This window comes from Cohnella pontilimi (assembly GCF_005049045.1).
GTDB classification, from domain to species: domain Bacteria; phylum Bacillota; class Bacilli; order Paenibacillales; family Paenibacillaceae; genus Cohnella; species Cohnella pontilimi.
In genome coordinates, this window is record NZ_SUPK01000009.1 from 1 (window position 1) to 14,530 (window position 14,530).

Genomic DNA, 14,530 nt, shown 5'->3' on the forward strand with positions numbered 1-14,530 from the left:
AGGAGTCTGGGCCGTGTCTCAGTCCCAGTGTGGCCGTTCACCCTCTCAGGTCGGCTACGCATCGTCGCCTTGGTGAGCCGTTACCTCACCAACTAGCTAATGCGCCGCAGGCCCATCTGTAAGCGACAGATTGCTCCGTCTTTCCCAGTCTCCCCATGCGGGGAAACTGCGTATCCGGTCTTAGCATCCGTTTCCGAATGTTATCCCGGTCTTGCAGGCAGGTTGCCTACGTGTTACTCACCCGTCCGCCGCTAATCTCATCAGGAGCAAGCTCCTTCAGAGATCCGCTCGACTTGCATGTATTAGGCACGCCGCCAGCGTTCGTCCTGAGCCAGGATCAAACTCTCCATAAAGGTGAAACTTTATTAGAGAGCCATGATGGCTCAATTTTAAATCGTTGTCCATCGTCTCAAATGAAACGACAGGGTCCGTATTACGCTCGATGTTCAGTTTTCAAGGAGCAACACTGCAACCCGCTACCCAGCGGCGTTAGCCGCGGTCGGTTGTCAGAACTTCTATTCTTGCTCTTCCGCGTCGTTTCCGGCGCAGGAATTACATCATACCGCGATGGCCGCTCGCTTGCAACCATCAATTATTTCCATCTCGCAAACTTTCTTGCGATGTCCCGGCCGTGTCCGGCGCAGGAATAACATCATACCTCGCGGAGAAGCAGCTTGCAACCGCTAGATTATTCCATTGGTATATACGCCATCATATTGGGACAAAAGAAGGATACTTCAATTTGGCGGGAGGACCTTGCATGCCCGTTGTGATCAATGTGGTGGGTATTGTCGTCGTGTTCGTGCTTGCCTACTTCAGCTCGCTGGATCGCAAAAAAATCGACCTCAAGTCGATTATCATTATGCTGGTGCTGCAGTTTCTGATCACATGGATCATGCTTTCAACCGCTGTGGGTGAGCAGGTTATCCAGGCGGTGGCGCGTTTTTTCCTGTGGCTGATCGATTGTTCCATGGCCGGTATTCGGTTCGTATTCGGAAACCTGGTTCCCAAGACCGGTCAAGCGCCTTTCTTTATCTCCGTGCTGATGCCCATCATTTTTATTGTCGTGTTCTTTGACATCCTGACGTTTTTCGGGATCCTCCCGGCCATTATCAATACGGTGGGTTGGCTGTTATCCAAGCTGACGCGAACGCCGCGCTTTGAGAGCTTTTTTGCCACACAAGTCATGTTTCTCGGAAACAACGAAGTACTTGCCATCACGCGGGATCAACTTGTCAGAATGGACAACAAGCGGCTTCTCACCGCTTGCATGCTGGGTATGTCGTGTATCAGCGTGGGCGTGCTCGGCGGCTACATGCAGTTGATCAATCCGACCTACGTCCTGATCGCGATCCCCTTGAACGCAGTCGGCGCGCTCATGATGACTTCCATAATCAACCCCTACAAAGTGACGAAGCAGGAAGATATCGTGTACAAACCGTCAGCGGAGGAAAAACGGAATTTCTTTGACGTGATCACAACAAGCATGCTGACCGGGGGCAAAATGGCGCTCATTATCGCCGCAGCTCTGATGGGCTTTACCGCTCTGATCGAATGTTTCAATAGCATCCTCAATCTGATCGACCATCGGGTTTCACTCGAGAATGCTTTCGCCCTCTTGTTCTCTCCGTTTGCCTATCTGATGGGCGTGCCGCCTCTTCATGTGTTTACTGTGGCTCAGTTTATGGGCGAGAAGCTGGCGACTAACGAATTTGTCGCGATGGCGCGTTTGAATCCGATTTTGCCCCGGCTGGATAAGCATACCGAGGCGGTAATCTCCTCGTTCCTTGTCTCTTTTTGCAACTTCACTACCGTCGGCATCATCCTCGGCAGCGTAAAGGCGCTGTTCAACCAAGACAAAACCGCTTATATCGCCGCCCATACATGGCGCCTTCTGGCTTCAGGGTTGCTGGTGTCCTTCCTCACGGCCATGGTGGTCGGTCTGTTCGTTTGGTGAGCTCATGCCCCGAATATAGTTCCGCAAGATATATCGGATATCGTTCTCGCTGAGTCCGATATCCTCGGCTTTTTTTGTAATGATGAACGGGCCTTTAATCAGTCCTTGCGAGAAATGGGGATTCACAGGTAAACCCTGCTCGTTGCTGTCTTGATTGCAATATAAAATAAAGTCGTTTCCCAACTCCACACATTCGAGCGATCCCCCGAGCATTTCATGCAATGCCTGTTGGCCCTCGGATATGGTTTGAACGGCCACTTTCTGACCGGGAATCGCCACCAATATGTTCGGCATTGATGTTTTGCTCCTTTCTAATCCATTAAATATAGTCTTTCCATGTGGATAAATTTTTTACCCGACGGCACACTAACAGGTGAACCGCTGAATCTGGAAAGGAGCAATCGGCGACAATGCAAACCCAGACTCAAGCCCAATCTCAATCACAAGGTCAACAGCAGGCGATCATGCAGCAGCCTCCCAAAGTCATCACGACTAAGGACTTCCTTTATTTAAAGGATCAGCTATCTTGGGAGATCCTAGCGATGAAAAAATGCCGTCATTTTGCGCAAGAGTGCACCGATCCGGAAATCAGCCAAGCGATCGATAAGGCCGGTCGAATGCATCAACGGCATTACGAGCTGTTGTTGAAGCATTTGCAAATCAATAATGCGTCCGGAATGGAAACCGTCCATTCCATGCAGCATTAAGGAGCGATCGGAATGAGCCAAAATCGAAGCCCCCAAACGATTAAAAACCCGAAACCTCTGAACGAACCTAAAGTAAAAGGGCCGGAAATGAACGACCGCGACCGCGTGAACGACATTTTAGCATTTGAGAAATATTTGACCGACAGCTTTAACGTCTCTGCCAGAGAGGCCAGCCATCCGGATTACCACCAAGATGTCATGACGATTTTGAACGAGACCCATCAGTGCCAGTACGAAATGTACGAGTTAATGTTCCGAAAAGGACATTATAAGCTGGAAGCCGAACAGCAAACCAAACTCGATCAGGCCTACCAGCAATTCAGCAACTACGCTTCCCAATTCCCTTATTCCTAAACCGGTAGATCGGCCGGCCGGAACCTGAACGATTCAGGATCCGGCTTTTTTTGTTATCGACGGCCGGAACCGCGAATATACTCTACAGAAAAACTGCGGCTGTAGTAGAGCGGGGAGGACGGTGGCTTATGCCCATTGCACCGCCGATTTTGCGAGCGGGCGATACCGTCGGCGTTGTCACTTTAGGCAGCCCGTTGGACGCCAATACGATAAATGCACGAATTCAATATTTGAGATCTTTAGGATTGAATGTGATACTAGGGCGGCATGTCTATGATCAAACCGGGTTTCTTGCCGGAACGGACGCGGATCGGGCCTCCGATTTGATGATGATGTTCGCAAACCCACAGGTCAAAATGATCCTTCCGACCCGGGGTGGTACCGGAGTGGCCGGCATCCTACCCTACCTTGACTATTCGGTGATCCGCAACAACCCGAAAATCGTAACCGGCTACAGCGATATCACGATCTTGTTAAATGTTCTTCATCAAGCTGTAGATTTGATCACGTTCCAAAGTCTGCTCCTCATTGACTTCAGATCCGATACGCCCGCCTATAATTTCAACCAGTTTTTCTCGGCGACGTCCATGTACTCGCCGTTACGGCAAATCTTAAATCCCCCCGGAATTCCTCTAATCAGCAGAGTTCCAGGCAACGTCACGGGAATACTTGTCGGAGGCAATCTTACTTCGTTCGTCGATACGCTGGGAACGCCGTTCGAAATCGATGTACGGGGTAAAATTCTTCTTCTAGAAGAAACACACGAGCCCATCAATACGGTCTACCGGTACCTGGAGCATTTAAGGCTGTCCGGCAAATTTCGGGACTGCGCCGGCATTATTATGGGAGAATGCACGGGATGCCTTGAAGCATACGGCGTGAGCTACCAGAATTTAATCGACAATTTCATGGTCCCGCTCGGCAAGCCGTTGATGACGAACCTCACAACCGCGCACGGAACCTATAAAGCGGCACTGCCGATCGGCGCGGCGGTCAATTTGAATACGATCAACAATACGTTGACTGTCGCTCAACCCACCGTTACCATATAAAAACGAAAAACGCAGCCGTCATCGGCTGCGCTTTTCGTTATTCACGGTGCCACCAGGATTCGACGATCCGGTGGGCGGTTTGCGGGTAGTACCCTCTTCCGATCAAGTAAGTGATTGCCGCTGCCTCTCTTAAGGCGTGTTCCGTCGATATGGCTTGAGCTTCCCACATCCCATGTTGAACCCAAGGTTCAACCACCGTTAACGTTTCCTGCATCAAATTTGAAACCGGAGAATATACGGGATACGAATAATAAGGATTTGTCAGTGCCAAGCCGCCCTCATCCCTTCGCTATTGTGAATTTCTCTTCAGCGTATGCCCATATCCCGGTTTTGTTGAGCCCAAATCGCCTGCCGTTCACGGAACCGATGCATGCCCAATTTTACAAGGACGAGTGCCCTTCTTTCCACCGCTGAATAGGATGAATCACCCGGTTAGGAAAGGAGAGCATGCATGAGTCAACCACGATTAAGGCAGCCTATCGCTCCGCTCTATTACGGTGGTCCCGGATATCTTCCTTCGCCGTACGGACATCAATTCTATCATTACCCTGAGCATCATTATACGGCTTTATACCATCACTATCCGCACTATTATCATCACTACCACTTTATTCCGATGCATTATTATGGGTAATTATCACTTTAAGTTATTTAAAGCGCAGCCTCTGTGGCTGCGCTTTTTTTATGGCAAATCTCCTGCATTGAAAAACATCATGGCGAGAAAAACGTCCTCATGAGGTGAACGCAGTACGTAGTCAAACATCAATAAAAGACAATCATAAGGGGTAGCCATTCGTTGGATTATTGCGTTATAGGGAGAGTGTATCGTACAGGCTATGTCAGTTTTACATACTATGAAGCTATGAGGACAAGACAGATGAGAGGGGGGAGCTTAGCAGAATAACAGCCTATCGATAAGGTTTGACGCAGGCACAGCATCTTAGAAAAAGCAAAGGAGGTTTGGCAAGGATGCAAGACATCATGGTTGTGACAACGATTGCCGCCTTTTTATGCACGATCGCTTTTATTTTCTGGAGGCCCCATATCAATGAAGCGATCCCGGCGACGATCGGCGCGGTCATTGTGCTGTTGAGCGGCAGCGTCTCGCTGGCCGATCTTGGAACTATAGCAGAAACAATCGGGGGAGCAGCCATAACCATTATGGCAACGATCGTCATGGCGATCGTGCTGGAAAGCTTCGGATTCTTCCAGTGGGCGGCCGAGGAACTGATTAAACGGTCCAAAGGCTCAGGAATCAGGCTATTCTGGTACACCAACCTTCTCTGTTTTCTTATGACCCTGTTCGTGAACAATGACGGCAGCATTCTGATCACAACGCCGATTTTGTTAATGCTGCTGAAGCGGATGAACCTCAGAAACCATCAAAAAATTCCTTACCTTCTGTCCGGAGCGTTAATCGCAACGGCATCCAGCGCACCGATCGGAGTAAGCAATATCGTCAATCTCATCGCGCTTAAGATCGTTCACATGGATCTTTACATGCACACGGCAATGATGTTTATTCCGGCTTCCTTGGGACTTGTCCTTCTGGCTCTCCTGTTGTACGTCAACTTTTACCGCGTCATTCCTCGCAAATTGCCGGCGTTTCGTCCGGAACATCGGCATCCGGAGGGTAGATATCACCCGTTAAAAGATGACTCCTCACTGATCCCGGCAGATAAAAGAGTCCGGTTCATGCGCAATATCCTGATTTTCGTCTTTTGCGTCCGTATCAGTCTTTTCGCCGCGTCCTACCTTCACTTTCCCGTGTCGGCTATGGCGGTGATCGGTTCCGTTTCATTGTTGGCGTGGCGTTGGTACTTCCTGAAGATCTCGCCCCGCGATATGATTCAGAAAACACCTTGGTATATTCTCGTGTTCGCATTCTCCATGTATGTGATCGTATATGGTTTGAATAACATCGGATTAACCGTGTGGCTGGTCCACACCCTGCAGCCGATCGTTTCCGGCGGTTTACTGCAAGCCAGCGTAGGGATGGGCTTCCTGCTCTCCATCTTGTCCAACATCTTTAACAATCATCCTGCGTTAATGGTCGGTACGCTGACCTTGACCGATATGGATCTTAGTCCCATTACGTTGAAGATTTCGTACTTGGCAAGCGTCATCGGAAGTGATGTAGGGTCTCTTCTTCTGCCTATTGGGACATTAGCGACCTTAATGTGGATGCACATCGTCAAGAAGGGACATGTCCACATTACTTGGGGTGAATATCTCAAAGTGACATTCCGCGTCATTCCGATAAGTGCATGTTTTACCTTGGTGATTCTCGCTTATTGGGTGGAATGGATTTTTTGAATCATCTTAGCCAAAATATGATTTACCTTCTTCAACGAACTGCTCGATACGGCTTTTAATCGAATCGCGTACTTCGCGAAACTTGTTCATGATCTCCGCTTCGGAGCCGGTTGCTTTCGCCGGGTCATCAAAGCCCCAGTGCCATTTGATCACGTTGGGGTTGGAAATCACCGGGCAGTGCTCGTCGGCGTGGCCGCAAAGCGTGATGACATAATCAGCACGGTTCAAAATATCCGGATCGATCGTGTTGGATGTGTTTGTGGAGATATCAACGTCCGCTTCATTCATCACCTGCACCGCTCTTGGGTTAAGTCCATGTGCCTCCAACCCTGCGCTTTGAACTTCATATTTATCGCCGCCCAGAGCTTTTAAAAACCCGTCGGCGATTTGGCTTCGGCAAGAGTTTCCGGTGCATAAAAAGTAAACAATCGGCTTCTTTCCCATTTTGATATTCTCCTTTTAATTTATTGCTCAAGCTCCTTGATGGTCTGCCGCTTTATTGGCCCTGATGGACTTAACAAGCATGGCGATCAGGAAAATGACAAGCGCAACCGCGACGATGGATATCCAGACATTGATGCTGCTGTTTGAAACAAAAGCAAGCCACAAGTAAAGTCCGGCCAGCGTCAAGAAAAGCGTCGGGACCGTGAGCAGAATACCGACTTTAAAGTAGTACCCCCAGCTGATTTTGACGCCCTTTTTGGAAAGCACATGAAGCCAGAGAAGCGTGGCAAGCGATCCGATCGGTGTGATTTTCGGTCCCAGGTCAGATCCGATTACATTCGCATATACCAGCGCTTCGCGAATGACCCCATGTGTATCGGTGCCTTTAATGGCGAGGGCATCGATAATGACGGTTGGCATATTGTTCATAACCGACGACAGAATTGCCGCAATAAATCCGGTTCCCACTGTTGCAGCAAACAGCCCCTGATCGGCAACGAATTGTATGAAGCCGCCAAGCATATCTGTAAGACCGACATTACGCAGACCATACACGACGACATACATACCGATCGAGAAAATAACAACCGCCCAAGGAGCTCCCTTGATCAGCTTTGTCGTGTGGATCTCCGGGCTTTTTCTCGCTGCAAGAAGGAACGCAATGGCTGCAATTCCTGCAATTAAGGAAACGGGAATGGTGAACCACTCGCTTAAAAAGTAAGCGACAAGCAGTACCACAAGAATAACCCACGACAGTTTGAACAGCCTCATATCTTTTATAGCTTCATGCGGTTGTTTGAGTTGTGCGAAATTGTATTTCTGCGGAACGTTTTTACGGAAATACAGAAACAGCACCAGAAGGCTTGCGGCTATCGAGCAGAAGGTCGGTACAATCATTCGGCTTGCGTACTCGGCAAATCCCACTCCAAAAAAGTCGGCCGATACGATGTTCACAAGGTTACTTACCACAAGCGGAAGAGACGCGGTATCCGATATAAAGCCGCTCGCCATAATGAACGGCAGTACCATTTTCTCATCAAATTTAAGCGACCGGACCATGGCCAGAACAATTGGCGTCATAATCAGCGCTGCGCCGTCGTTTGCAAAAAAGGCAGCTACTCCCGCGCCCAGCAAGATGATATAGACAAACATCAGCCTCCCACTTCCGTCGGCAAGACGCGCCATATGAAGGGCAGCCCATTCAAAAAATCCGATTTCATCTAGAACAAGCGAGATCAGGATGATCGCAACAAAGGCTAGGGTGGCGTTCCAAACAATACCGGTTACGGTGCCTACATCCGAAAAACTAACAACACCAAACAGTAATGCAAGGATCGCTCCTCCCGCGGCAGACCAGCCGATATTCAGTCCCTTGGGCTGCCAGATAACGAAAGTGAGCGTAAGTAAAAAGATCAAAGAAGCTGTAATAACCATGGTGCCTCCTATATCGCAGCTGTGACGGTGTGTAACTTAGTTAAATATATCAAGTGTATGTCGAATTAGCAGCATGAGCTTTTTGCCCGAAAATCTGTCATTTCAATCGTTTCGGGAGCGGGTGTGGCACAACAAACACTTGGCATGGCCATACGGTCTTCCGCCGCTTCAAATTCGCTGTCTTGTTTGGTGTAGAACACTTCCCAAGGGTTGCCTTCCGGATCCGTCACCCAAATTTTATCCTGCACCGCATAACAGCATGTGGTGTTCATTTCATCGAAGGATACGAGGCCCGCTTCTTGCAGCCGCGTTTTTGCCGCCAGCACTTCTTCTGTATTCTTCACTTGAAAACCGAAATGGTTTAACACCCCTTTATTGTCGTAAGGACGCACGTTTAGCGAAAAGTGAAGCGACGGGTTATCGAGCTCAAATTTTGCGTAGTTGTCTTTTACTTTCGCAGGCTCCGCGTTAAACAGCTTTTTGTAAAACTCGAGAGACTGCTCCAGGTTTCTAACGTTAATGGCGACATGCATTCTCATGTTAAACACTCCTCAATAAATCAATTTTTTTTGATATTACGGTTAAAAAAAATCAGCAGCAGCTGGTATTGCCTCCTGCCGGTCTGAAGATGCAGCAGAGCTTTTCGGACAGAATGCCATTGATTTCTTCTTGGTTGAGCTCGTAATAACTCCAGGTGCCCTTCGTTTCTTTCATAATAAGCCCGGCGTCCAGCAAAATTTTGAGATGATAAGAGAGCTTGGATTGCGGCATTTCCACAATCTCTGTGAGATCGCATACGCACGTATTGCCCCGTTGGCAGAGTTCATATAGAATCTGCAGCCTCTTTTCATCGGCTAACGCTTTAAATTTTTGCTCGTATGCCGCGAAAGAAACGGCAGGTGCCTTGGTCTCGTTTACTGGGATTTCTTTGATCAACTTCCGTCACCACCTTCTTTATGGAGTCACTGTACAGCCGATTCATCAAATTTTCTTGATTATTTGCCTGAAAACAAGTTACCATGATTTTTCCAAACGGTCAATAACTAAATCAAAAAAAATTGATTTTGGCAATGTTACGATTGATCATGCTGAATAACTTCGCGGAAAAGATTGTTTTCTTCGTTTGTGTTAAGCGATTGGCTCAAATTCTGCTGAGAAAGAATTTTCTCCAACTCACCGATAGTCACCGGCTTTGCATGTCTCATCAATTCGTAACCGATTTGTCCGCTGATCTCCATGGTTCCGGTCTTTACTTCTGTGAAGGAGGAAATTCCTTTTTCCCTCAACTTCGCCTCCAACTGATCTACCGACATACGCAGCTTTTTTAAATTTTCTTCGATAATTTCACCATCTTGAATGATAAGGGTTGCTTTGCCTATAAATAGCTTCTCAACCGGTTCATATTTTTGCGAAAGGGATTGAATGCTCATTAACAGAGCAACAAAAACACAAAGTACCGCCACCGTGATCCACAAACCTTTTTGCCCGATGGCATGTGAAATAACGGATGCCATGGCCAGGAGGGTAATGGTCTCGAGACCGGTCATTTCCACCACCGTTTTTTTGCCGACAATTCGCATCAACAAGAACCCGACGAACAACACCACGAAAGCTTCCCATATGAAACTCAAATCCAAGTCCAGACCCTCACCATCATTCAAAATCCAATGTTCTCCTTAACATTCGGCACCCGGCCGAAGAATATTCAATTCTGACACATGCCCACGGAGAACAGGTGATGAGGACATTTTGTATAAGAATATATTAGCCAAAAAGTGATGAGGCGGGTGCTGATTTGGAACCCCAAATTTTGCTATAATATACCTATGATAGGATTTGATCAACGTGAATTTTACAAAGGAGGAAAATGAAATTGAGCGATGCCAAAACGGGTAAGCCGCTGATTCAACCCATCACACCGCATTTGTGGTTTGACAAGGAGGCGCAAGAAGCCGCGGAGTTTTATTGCTCTGTATTCCCGGATTCCAAAATCACGAGTTCGACGACCTTGCATAATACGCCCTCCGGCGATTGCGATCTCGTTTCGTTCAACGTCTGGGGACATCCGTTTATGGCGATCTCCGCCGGGCCGTTCTTTAAGTTGAATCCTTCCATCTCGTTTATGGTGAATTTTGATCCGTCCCGTGAAAAGAACGCGAGAGAACAGATAGACGAGGTATGGAATAAGTTGTCCGACGGCGGCACCGCCCTTATGCCGCTTGACAAGTACCCGTTTAGCGAACGGTATGGCTGGATCCAGGACAAATTTGGCGTCACATGGCAGCTCATTCTCACGAACCCGGATGGAGAACCGCGGCCCACCATTGTCCCCTCCTTGATGTTTGTGGGCAGCAACTTCGGCAAGGCGGAAGAGGCACGGGAATTCTACCTTTCGATTTTCCGTAACGCCAGACCCGGCACCCTCTTTCGGTATGGGCCAGGCCAAGAGCCGAACGCAGAGGGGACGGTTATGTTCACCGACTTTATGCTGGAGAACACCTGGTTTGCGGCAATGGACAGCGCACTGGAACACCGGTTCAACTTCAACGAGGCGATTTCCCTTCTAATCCGTTGCGAGACGCAGGAGGAAATTGATTACTACTGGGATAAGCTTTCCGCCGTTCCCGAGGCCGAGCAATGCGGCTGGCTTAAAGACAAGTACGGCATCTCTTGGCAGATCACCCCCGCCGCTATGGATGAAATGATCACTACAGGCACGCCAAAACAACGTGATCGCGTGACACAGAAATTTTTGAAGATGAAAAAGTTTAACATTGCCGAATTGCAAACCGCGTTTGAAGAAAAGTAACCATTTCAAAATTAGCGACAAAAACCACGTCCAGGGGATGTGGTTTTTTCTTGTTACGATTTGTCATTCATAATGCTCTTTGGGATGGGGACAATAATTTACGTGTAAAGGTTACGTGTAAAGGTTACGTGTAAAGGTTACGTGTAAAGGTTACGTGTAAAGGTTATATATAATGCTGGGAGGGATTATAAAATGGGAAAACTATCAGGTAAAGTTGCCGTCATTACGGGTGGAGCTTCAGGAATTGGTGCTGCAACAGCCAGATTATTCGTTGAGGAAGGCGCAAAAGTCGTACTTGTAGACTTAAATGAAGAAAAAGGTAAAGCCTTTGAAGCAGAACTAAAGGGCAAACAGGCAGAAGCCCTCTTTGTAAAGGCAAATATCACCATTGAAGAAGAAGTAAAAAATATCTTTAAAGAGACTGCTAACGCCTTCGCAAAAGTAGATATCGTTTTTAATAACGCCGGGATTGGCCGTGTAACCCCAACAGAGGAGCTTCCCTATGAAGAATGGCGCAACACCGTCAATGTTGACTTAGACGGTGTATTTTTAGTCGCGCGTGAAGCGATTCGTGAAATGTTAAAATCAGGCGGAGGCTCTATTGTCAATACAGCTTCGATGTATGGTTGGGTCGGTTCGCCTGGATCTGCAGCCTATAATGCTGCAAAAGGCGGGGTTCTCAATTTAACTCGTTCGCTTGCGCTGGAATATGCAACAAAAAATATTCGTGTGAATTCCTTAGCACCTGGCTTTATTGATACACCTATTATTCCTGAAGAAAGTAAAAAGACACTGGCTTCGATGACGCCAATGCAACGTCTGGGGAAAGCAGAAGAAATGGCAAAAGCTGTATTATTTATGGCTTCCGATGATTCATCTTTTATGACAGGGAATACATTAACCGTTGACGGTGGATATACAGCTCAATAAGGGAATCGAACCCTTGACCGAATGCCGGGACATAATGTCCCGGCATCACCGGCAATTGCCGAGCGCCTCGTGATTAGTCCCAAGACCGTTAGAAATCACGTTTCAACCATATTCAGCAAGTTTTTCCTCAATGACCACCCGAGCTAATGGCAGACTACAAATCGTAGCCGTAGGTAACCAACCTGACAGAAGAGCTCCTTTATCCGGATGGTTGCTTGCGATAAGTTCACCTCCATGCCGCCTTAAAATTCTCTGCGAAATGGTTAACCTCAATCCCGCTCCGCCTGTTGAACGATTTCTCGATACTTCGCCGCGGTAAAGCGGTTCAAATACGCACCCCAATTCCTCTGGAACGAAACCCGGCCCCGTATCCCGGATTGGGAAAAATAAGCAGCATGGGGTTCAATGCGCTGAATATATTATGGCTGCTCATCACCATTACGGCGTTTGTCCAAATCAAAAAGAAACGGATATCCCGGCATCGGAGCTGATGATACGAAGTTACGCTTTTTGTTTCACGAACCTGTTGATTCATCTGACGACTTTTCTTTTTTTTCACGGATTCGGTTTCAATTACAACAACAGCTACACGATCGGCGTTTACGGCTCTATTGTGCTGCTATTGATTATTCCTAACGTCATCATCAAAAATGGCGGTCAACTGAGCCAGGTTCATCCGTTTCGCTTCCAAGCCTCCATATTCAGTTTATTGTTTATGGCCGCGGCGGCAAATGCACCCATAGAGGCGGCGGCAATGGACTGATGCATTCTCGATGCCGCATCCCCAGCGCTATAGACGCCCGGAACGTTCGTTTCCCCGAATTCGTCGACGACGACCGTTCCCGAATCCGTGATTTGGCAACCTATGGCTCGTGGCAAGTCCGATCCCGTAACCAGTTCCGGTTTAAAAAAGAGCCCCATACATGGAATGGTTGTCCCGTCCTCGAGAACAACATGCCGCACGATCCCATCGTTTGAGTCGATGGACCGGATCGGTGATTCGAATACGGGGACACGATGCCGGCGGAGCTCCTCGCGTTGCGCGTCCGTCAGCTCAGCGGGACCGTTCGTGCAGATTGTAAAACGGTTCGTCCATCCGGAAATCAATGGAGCGAAGTGCATGACCTCAGCCCCCTTATTAATGATAACAAGAGGCTCGTCCCTTAATTCCCAGCCATCACAATACGGGCAGACGAAGGCACTTTTCCCATAAACCTCCGCCAGCCCTGGAATGTTCAGCGGCCGATCCTTCATTCCGACGGCAAAAAGCAGTTTTTTGCTTCCAAAGGTTTTGCCTTGCGCAGTCGCAATTTGAAAATGACCGTCCGTACCCACAACCGACACGGCCGTATCCGCCACAAAAGAAACTGACGGATAGGCGCCGATCTCTTCCTTCGCAATCCGCCGAAATTCGCTTGGACTGATCCCGTCGCGGGTAAGAAACCCGTGGGCCTCGTGAGTCACTGCATTGCGGGGACGGCTTTCATCGATCACCGCCACATTTTTCCTTGCCCGTCCCAACACGAGGGCGGCATTCAAACCTGCCGGGCCTCCGCCAATAATCGCCACATCGAGAAGTTGTTTTTCCATTTATTTTAGGCACCTCCATGGATCTTCAATATCCATAATTAAAATACAAGAAGTGTATCACTTCTTGTTTCCAGCGTGGTTGCAGTCCTTCGAAGCCGCGTCCAGCACCGACTGGATCGTATGCTCCTGCAAGTATTGATACAAATGCTGTTCGGCGCCGTCCATCACCCTTTTAACCAAACATTCGCTCTTTCCTTGACAATCCTGATTCCGTTCCGAAGCTGTCTCTTCAGCTAATAGCCGATGCTGCTGCGAATTCAAATTCGAGCATTCAAACAAATGCTGTCTTCCTTCGATTACTTGGATAACTTCAAGAAATGTAATCTGCTCGGCCGGCCGTACAAGCTCGTAACCGCCGTTCACTCCCGGCATAGCGCGTACGATTCCATCCTGCCTCAGCTTGGACATGATTTTGGATAAGTAGCTTTCCGAAACGCCAAGTGTCGCAGATAATTCCTTGATTCCAATGTTGTGGCGACGCTCCGAGTGAGCCAAATGAATTAAGGCGTGTAGGGCGTAATCAGTACTTTTGGAAAACTGTATTTTTGCTTCCTCCCTTTCGATTGGATTGTTTCTATTATAGACCCGCGATGTCCATTATAAACAATTCGTCCCCAGTCTGCAATGACAGCAGGTGAAAATGAACGAGAAAAAGGCAATCCATAAGAAATCCCGACTTATTTTTTATGCGCTTTAATTGGCACACCAAACAAAAAACGCAGCCTCTATTTGGCTGCGTTAAGTTTATGTATGGTGGAGAATAGGGGGATCGAACCCCTGACCTCATCGCTGCCAGCGATGCGCTCTCCCAGCTGAGCTAATTCCCCGTATCGGACGACAAAATTGAGTTTATCACAGCCAAACCAGCGGTGTCAATGGCATTTACCGGCAGCTTAGCGTAGTCGCTGCTGTCCACCGAATTCACGCACCCAATCGG

18 protein-coding genes, 1 tRNA gene, 1 rRNA gene and 2 pseudogenes are annotated in these 14,530 nt (G+C 48.3%); 10 read left to right on the forward strand and 12 right to left on the reverse strand.

Going from position 1 to position 14,530, the window contains the following annotated elements; translation table 11 throughout:
• Positions 1 to 353, reverse strand: a 16S ribosomal RNA gene (locus E5161_RS17075); the annotation flags it as partial.
• A 407-nt stretch (positions 354 to 760) separates the two neighbouring features.
• On the opposite strand from E5161_RS17075, the gene E5161_RS17080 reads away from it, so the two are divergent.
• Positions 761 to 1,957 carry a NupC/NupG family nucleoside CNT transporter gene (locus E5161_RS17080; protein ID WP_136779093.1) on the forward strand — a complete coding sequence of 399 codons (1,197 nt, stop codon included), beginning with the start codon at positions 761 to 763 and terminating at the stop codon, positions 1,955 to 1,957.
• Here the strand turns inward: E5161_RS17080 and E5161_RS17085 are convergent.
• Positions 1,901 to 2,251: a DUF3846 domain-containing protein gene (locus tag E5161_RS17085; RefSeq protein WP_136779095.1), complete on the reverse strand. Its 351-nt coding sequence runs from the start codon at positions 2,249 to 2,251 to the stop codon at positions 1,901 to 1,903. The genes E5161_RS17080 and E5161_RS17085 overlap by 57 nt on opposite strands.
• Before the next feature lie 116 nt (positions 2,252 to 2,367).
• Here E5161_RS17085 and E5161_RS17090 point away from each other — a divergent pair, with 116 nt between their 5' ends.
• The 3 genes from E5161_RS17090 (at position 2,368) to E5161_RS17100 (ending at position 4,070) form a co-directional block, all read left to right on the forward strand.
• On the forward strand, positions 2,368 to 2,664 hold the full coding sequence (locus E5161_RS17090) for a hypothetical protein (protein ID WP_136779097.1): 297 nt from the start codon (positions 2,368 to 2,370) through the stop codon (positions 2,662 to 2,664).
• 12 nt (positions 2,665 to 2,676) lie between these two features.
• A complete protein-coding gene (locus tag E5161_RS17095; protein ID WP_136779099.1) occupies positions 2,677 to 3,018 on the forward strand; it encodes a spore coat protein in 342 nt (113 codons plus the stop codon).
• Positions 3,019 to 3,146: 128 nt separating this feature from the next.
• Positions 3,147 to 4,070, forward strand: a complete 924-nt coding sequence (locus tag E5161_RS17100; RefSeq protein ID WP_136779101.1) for a S66 peptidase family protein — start codon at positions 3,147 to 3,149, stop codon at positions 4,068 to 4,070.
• Positions 4,071 to 4,107: 37 nt separating this feature from the next.
• Here E5161_RS17100 and E5161_RS17105 read toward each other — a convergent pair whose 3' ends face one another.
• A complete protein-coding gene (locus tag E5161_RS17105; protein ID WP_136779103.1) occupies positions 4,108 to 4,341 on the reverse strand; it encodes a hypothetical protein in 234 nt (77 codons plus the stop codon).
• A gap of 180 nt (positions 4,342 to 4,521) precedes the next feature.
• Here E5161_RS17105 and E5161_RS17110 point away from each other — a divergent pair, with 180 nt between their 5' ends.
• On the forward strand, positions 4,522 to 4,704 hold the full coding sequence (locus E5161_RS17110) for a hypothetical protein (protein ID WP_136779105.1): 183 nt from the start codon (positions 4,522 to 4,524) through the stop codon (positions 4,702 to 4,704).
• A gap of 335 nt (positions 4,705 to 5,039) precedes the next feature.
• Positions 5,040 to 6,386, forward strand: coding sequence for an arsenic transporter (locus E5161_RS17115; protein ID WP_136779107.1), 1,347 nt, complete (start codon positions 5,040 to 5,042; stop codon positions 6,384 to 6,386).
• Between the two features lie 6 nt (positions 6,387 to 6,392).
• On the opposite strand, the gene arsC is transcribed toward E5161_RS17115, so the two are convergent.
• The 5 genes from arsC to E5161_RS17140 form a co-directional block, all read right to left on the reverse strand.
• The gene (arsC, locus tag E5161_RS17120) at positions 6,393 to 6,830 is read right to left on the reverse strand and encodes an arsenate reductase (thioredoxin) (RefSeq protein ID WP_136779109.1); all 438 of its coding nucleotides are present in this window, start codon (positions 6,828 to 6,830) and stop codon (positions 6,393 to 6,395) included.
• A 27-nt stretch (positions 6,831 to 6,857) separates the two neighbouring features.
• Entirely contained in the window at positions 6,858 to 8,264 is a 1,407-nt protein-coding gene (locus tag E5161_RS17125) for an arsenic transporter (protein ID WP_136779111.1), read from the reverse strand.
• A 65-nt stretch (positions 8,265 to 8,329) separates the two neighbouring features.
• Positions 8,330 to 8,803, reverse strand: coding sequence for an ArsI/CadI family heavy metal resistance metalloenzyme (locus E5161_RS17130; RefSeq protein ID WP_136779112.1), 474 nt, complete (start codon positions 8,801 to 8,803; stop codon positions 8,330 to 8,332).
• Between the two features lie 52 nt (positions 8,804 to 8,855).
• On the reverse strand, positions 8,856 to 9,188 hold the full coding sequence (locus E5161_RS17135; protein WP_136779310.1) for an ArsR/SmtB family transcription factor: 333 nt from the start codon (positions 9,186 to 9,188) through the stop codon (positions 8,856 to 8,858).
• A 149-nt stretch (positions 9,189 to 9,337) separates the two neighbouring features.
• Complete coding sequence (locus tag E5161_RS17140; RefSeq protein ID WP_246042375.1) at positions 9,338 to 9,925, reverse strand: DUF421 domain-containing protein; 588 nt, start codon at positions 9,923 to 9,925, stop codon at positions 9,338 to 9,340.
• A 212-nt stretch (positions 9,926 to 10,137) separates the two neighbouring features.
• Between E5161_RS17140 and E5161_RS17145 the strand changes: the two genes are divergently transcribed.
• From E5161_RS17145 to E5161_RS21440, 3 genes are all read left to right on the forward strand, one after another.
• Positions 10,138 to 11,073, forward strand: a complete 936-nt coding sequence (locus tag E5161_RS17145; RefSeq protein WP_425456537.1) for a VOC family protein — start codon at positions 10,138 to 10,140, stop codon at positions 11,071 to 11,073.
• 192 nt (positions 11,074 to 11,265) lie between these two features.
• Positions 11,266 to 12,003, forward strand: a complete 738-nt coding sequence (locus E5161_RS17150) for an SDR family NAD(P)-dependent oxidoreductase (protein ID WP_136779116.1) — start codon at positions 11,266 to 11,268, stop codon at positions 12,001 to 12,003.
• A 21-nt stretch (positions 12,004 to 12,024) separates the two neighbouring features.
• The gene (locus E5161_RS21440) at positions 12,025 to 12,150 is read left to right on the forward strand and encodes a LuxR C-terminal-related transcriptional regulator (protein ID WP_136779118.1); all 126 of its coding nucleotides are present in this window, start codon (positions 12,025 to 12,027) and stop codon (positions 12,148 to 12,150) included.
• Here E5161_RS21440 and E5161_RS17160 read toward each other — a convergent pair.
• Positions 12,106 to 12,387: pseudogene (locus E5161_RS17160) on the reverse strand (ATP-binding protein); the annotation flags it as partial. The gene E5161_RS21440 and the pseudogene E5161_RS17160 overlap by 45 nt on opposite strands.
• Between E5161_RS17160 and E5161_RS21190 the strand changes: the two are divergent.
• A pseudogene (locus tag E5161_RS21190) lies at positions 12,366 to 12,652 on the forward strand (DUF2306 domain-containing protein); the annotation flags it as partial. The pseudogenes E5161_RS17160 and E5161_RS21190 sit on opposite strands and share 22 nt — an antisense overlap.
• A gap of 23 nt (positions 12,653 to 12,675) precedes the next feature.
• Here E5161_RS21190 and E5161_RS17170 read toward each other — a convergent pair.
• The 3 genes from E5161_RS17170 to E5161_RS17180 form a co-directional block, all read right to left on the reverse strand.
• Positions 12,676 to 13,593: an NAD(P)/FAD-dependent oxidoreductase gene (locus tag E5161_RS17170; protein WP_136779120.1), complete on the reverse strand. Its 918-nt coding sequence runs from the start codon at positions 13,591 to 13,593 to the stop codon at positions 12,676 to 12,678.
• A gap of 57 nt (positions 13,594 to 13,650) precedes the next feature.
• Positions 13,651 to 14,136, reverse strand: a complete 486-nt coding sequence (locus E5161_RS17175) for an RrF2 family transcriptional regulator (RefSeq protein ID WP_136779122.1) — start codon at positions 14,134 to 14,136, stop codon at positions 13,651 to 13,653.
• A 208-nt stretch (positions 14,137 to 14,344) separates the two neighbouring features.
• Positions 14,345 to 14,420 (reverse strand) — tRNA-Ala (locus E5161_RS17180).
• Positions 14,421 to 14,530 lie beyond the last annotated feature (110 nt).

Bases quoted from the DNA above. Each gene is read 5' to 3' on its own strand.
- E5161_RS17095 (WP_136779099.1), top strand. From the start codon at position 2,677: ATGAGCCAAAATCGAAGCCCCCAAACGATTAAAAACCCGAAACCTCTG.
- E5161_RS17080 (WP_136779093.1), top strand. From the start codon at position 761: ATGCCCGTTGTGATCAATGTGGTGGGTATTGTCGTCGTGTTCGTGCTT.
- E5161_RS21440 (WP_136779118.1), top strand. From the start codon at position 12,025: ATGCCGGGACATAATGTCCCGGCATCACCGGCAATTGCCGAGCGCCTC.
- E5161_RS17100 (WP_136779101.1), top strand. From the start codon at position 3,147: ATGCCCATTGCACCGCCGATTTTGCGAGCGGGCGATACCGTCGGCGTT.
- E5161_RS17150 (WP_136779116.1), top strand. From the start codon at position 11,266: ATGGGAAAACTATCAGGTAAAGTTGCCGTCATTACGGGTGGAGCTTCA.
- E5161_RS17110 (WP_136779105.1), top strand. From the start codon at position 4,522: ATGAGTCAACCACGATTAAGGCAGCCTATCGCTCCGCTCTATTACGGT.
- E5161_RS17090 (WP_136779097.1), top strand. From the start codon at position 2,368: ATGCAAACCCAGACTCAAGCCCAATCTCAATCACAAGGTCAACAGCAG.
- E5161_RS17130 (WP_136779112.1), bottom strand. From the start codon at position 8,803: ATGAGAATGCATGTCGCCATTAACGTTAGAAACCTGGAGCAGTCTCTC.
- arsC (WP_136779109.1), bottom strand. From the start codon at position 6,830: ATGGGAAAGAAGCCGATTGTTTACTTTTTATGCACCGGAAACTCTTGC.
- E5161_RS17170 (WP_136779120.1), bottom strand. From the start codon at position 13,593: ATGGAAAAACAACTTCTCGATGTGGCGATTATTGGCGGAGGCCCGGCA.
- E5161_RS17085 (WP_136779095.1), bottom strand. From the start codon at position 2,251: ATGCCGAACATATTGGTGGCGATTCCCGGTCAGAAAGTGGCCGTTCAA.
- E5161_RS17125 (WP_136779111.1), bottom strand. From the start codon at position 8,264: ATGGTTATTACAGCTTCTTTGATCTTTTTACTTACGCTCACTTTCGTT.
- E5161_RS17115 (WP_136779107.1), top strand. From the start codon at position 5,040: ATGCAAGACATCATGGTTGTGACAACGATTGCCGCCTTTTTATGCACG.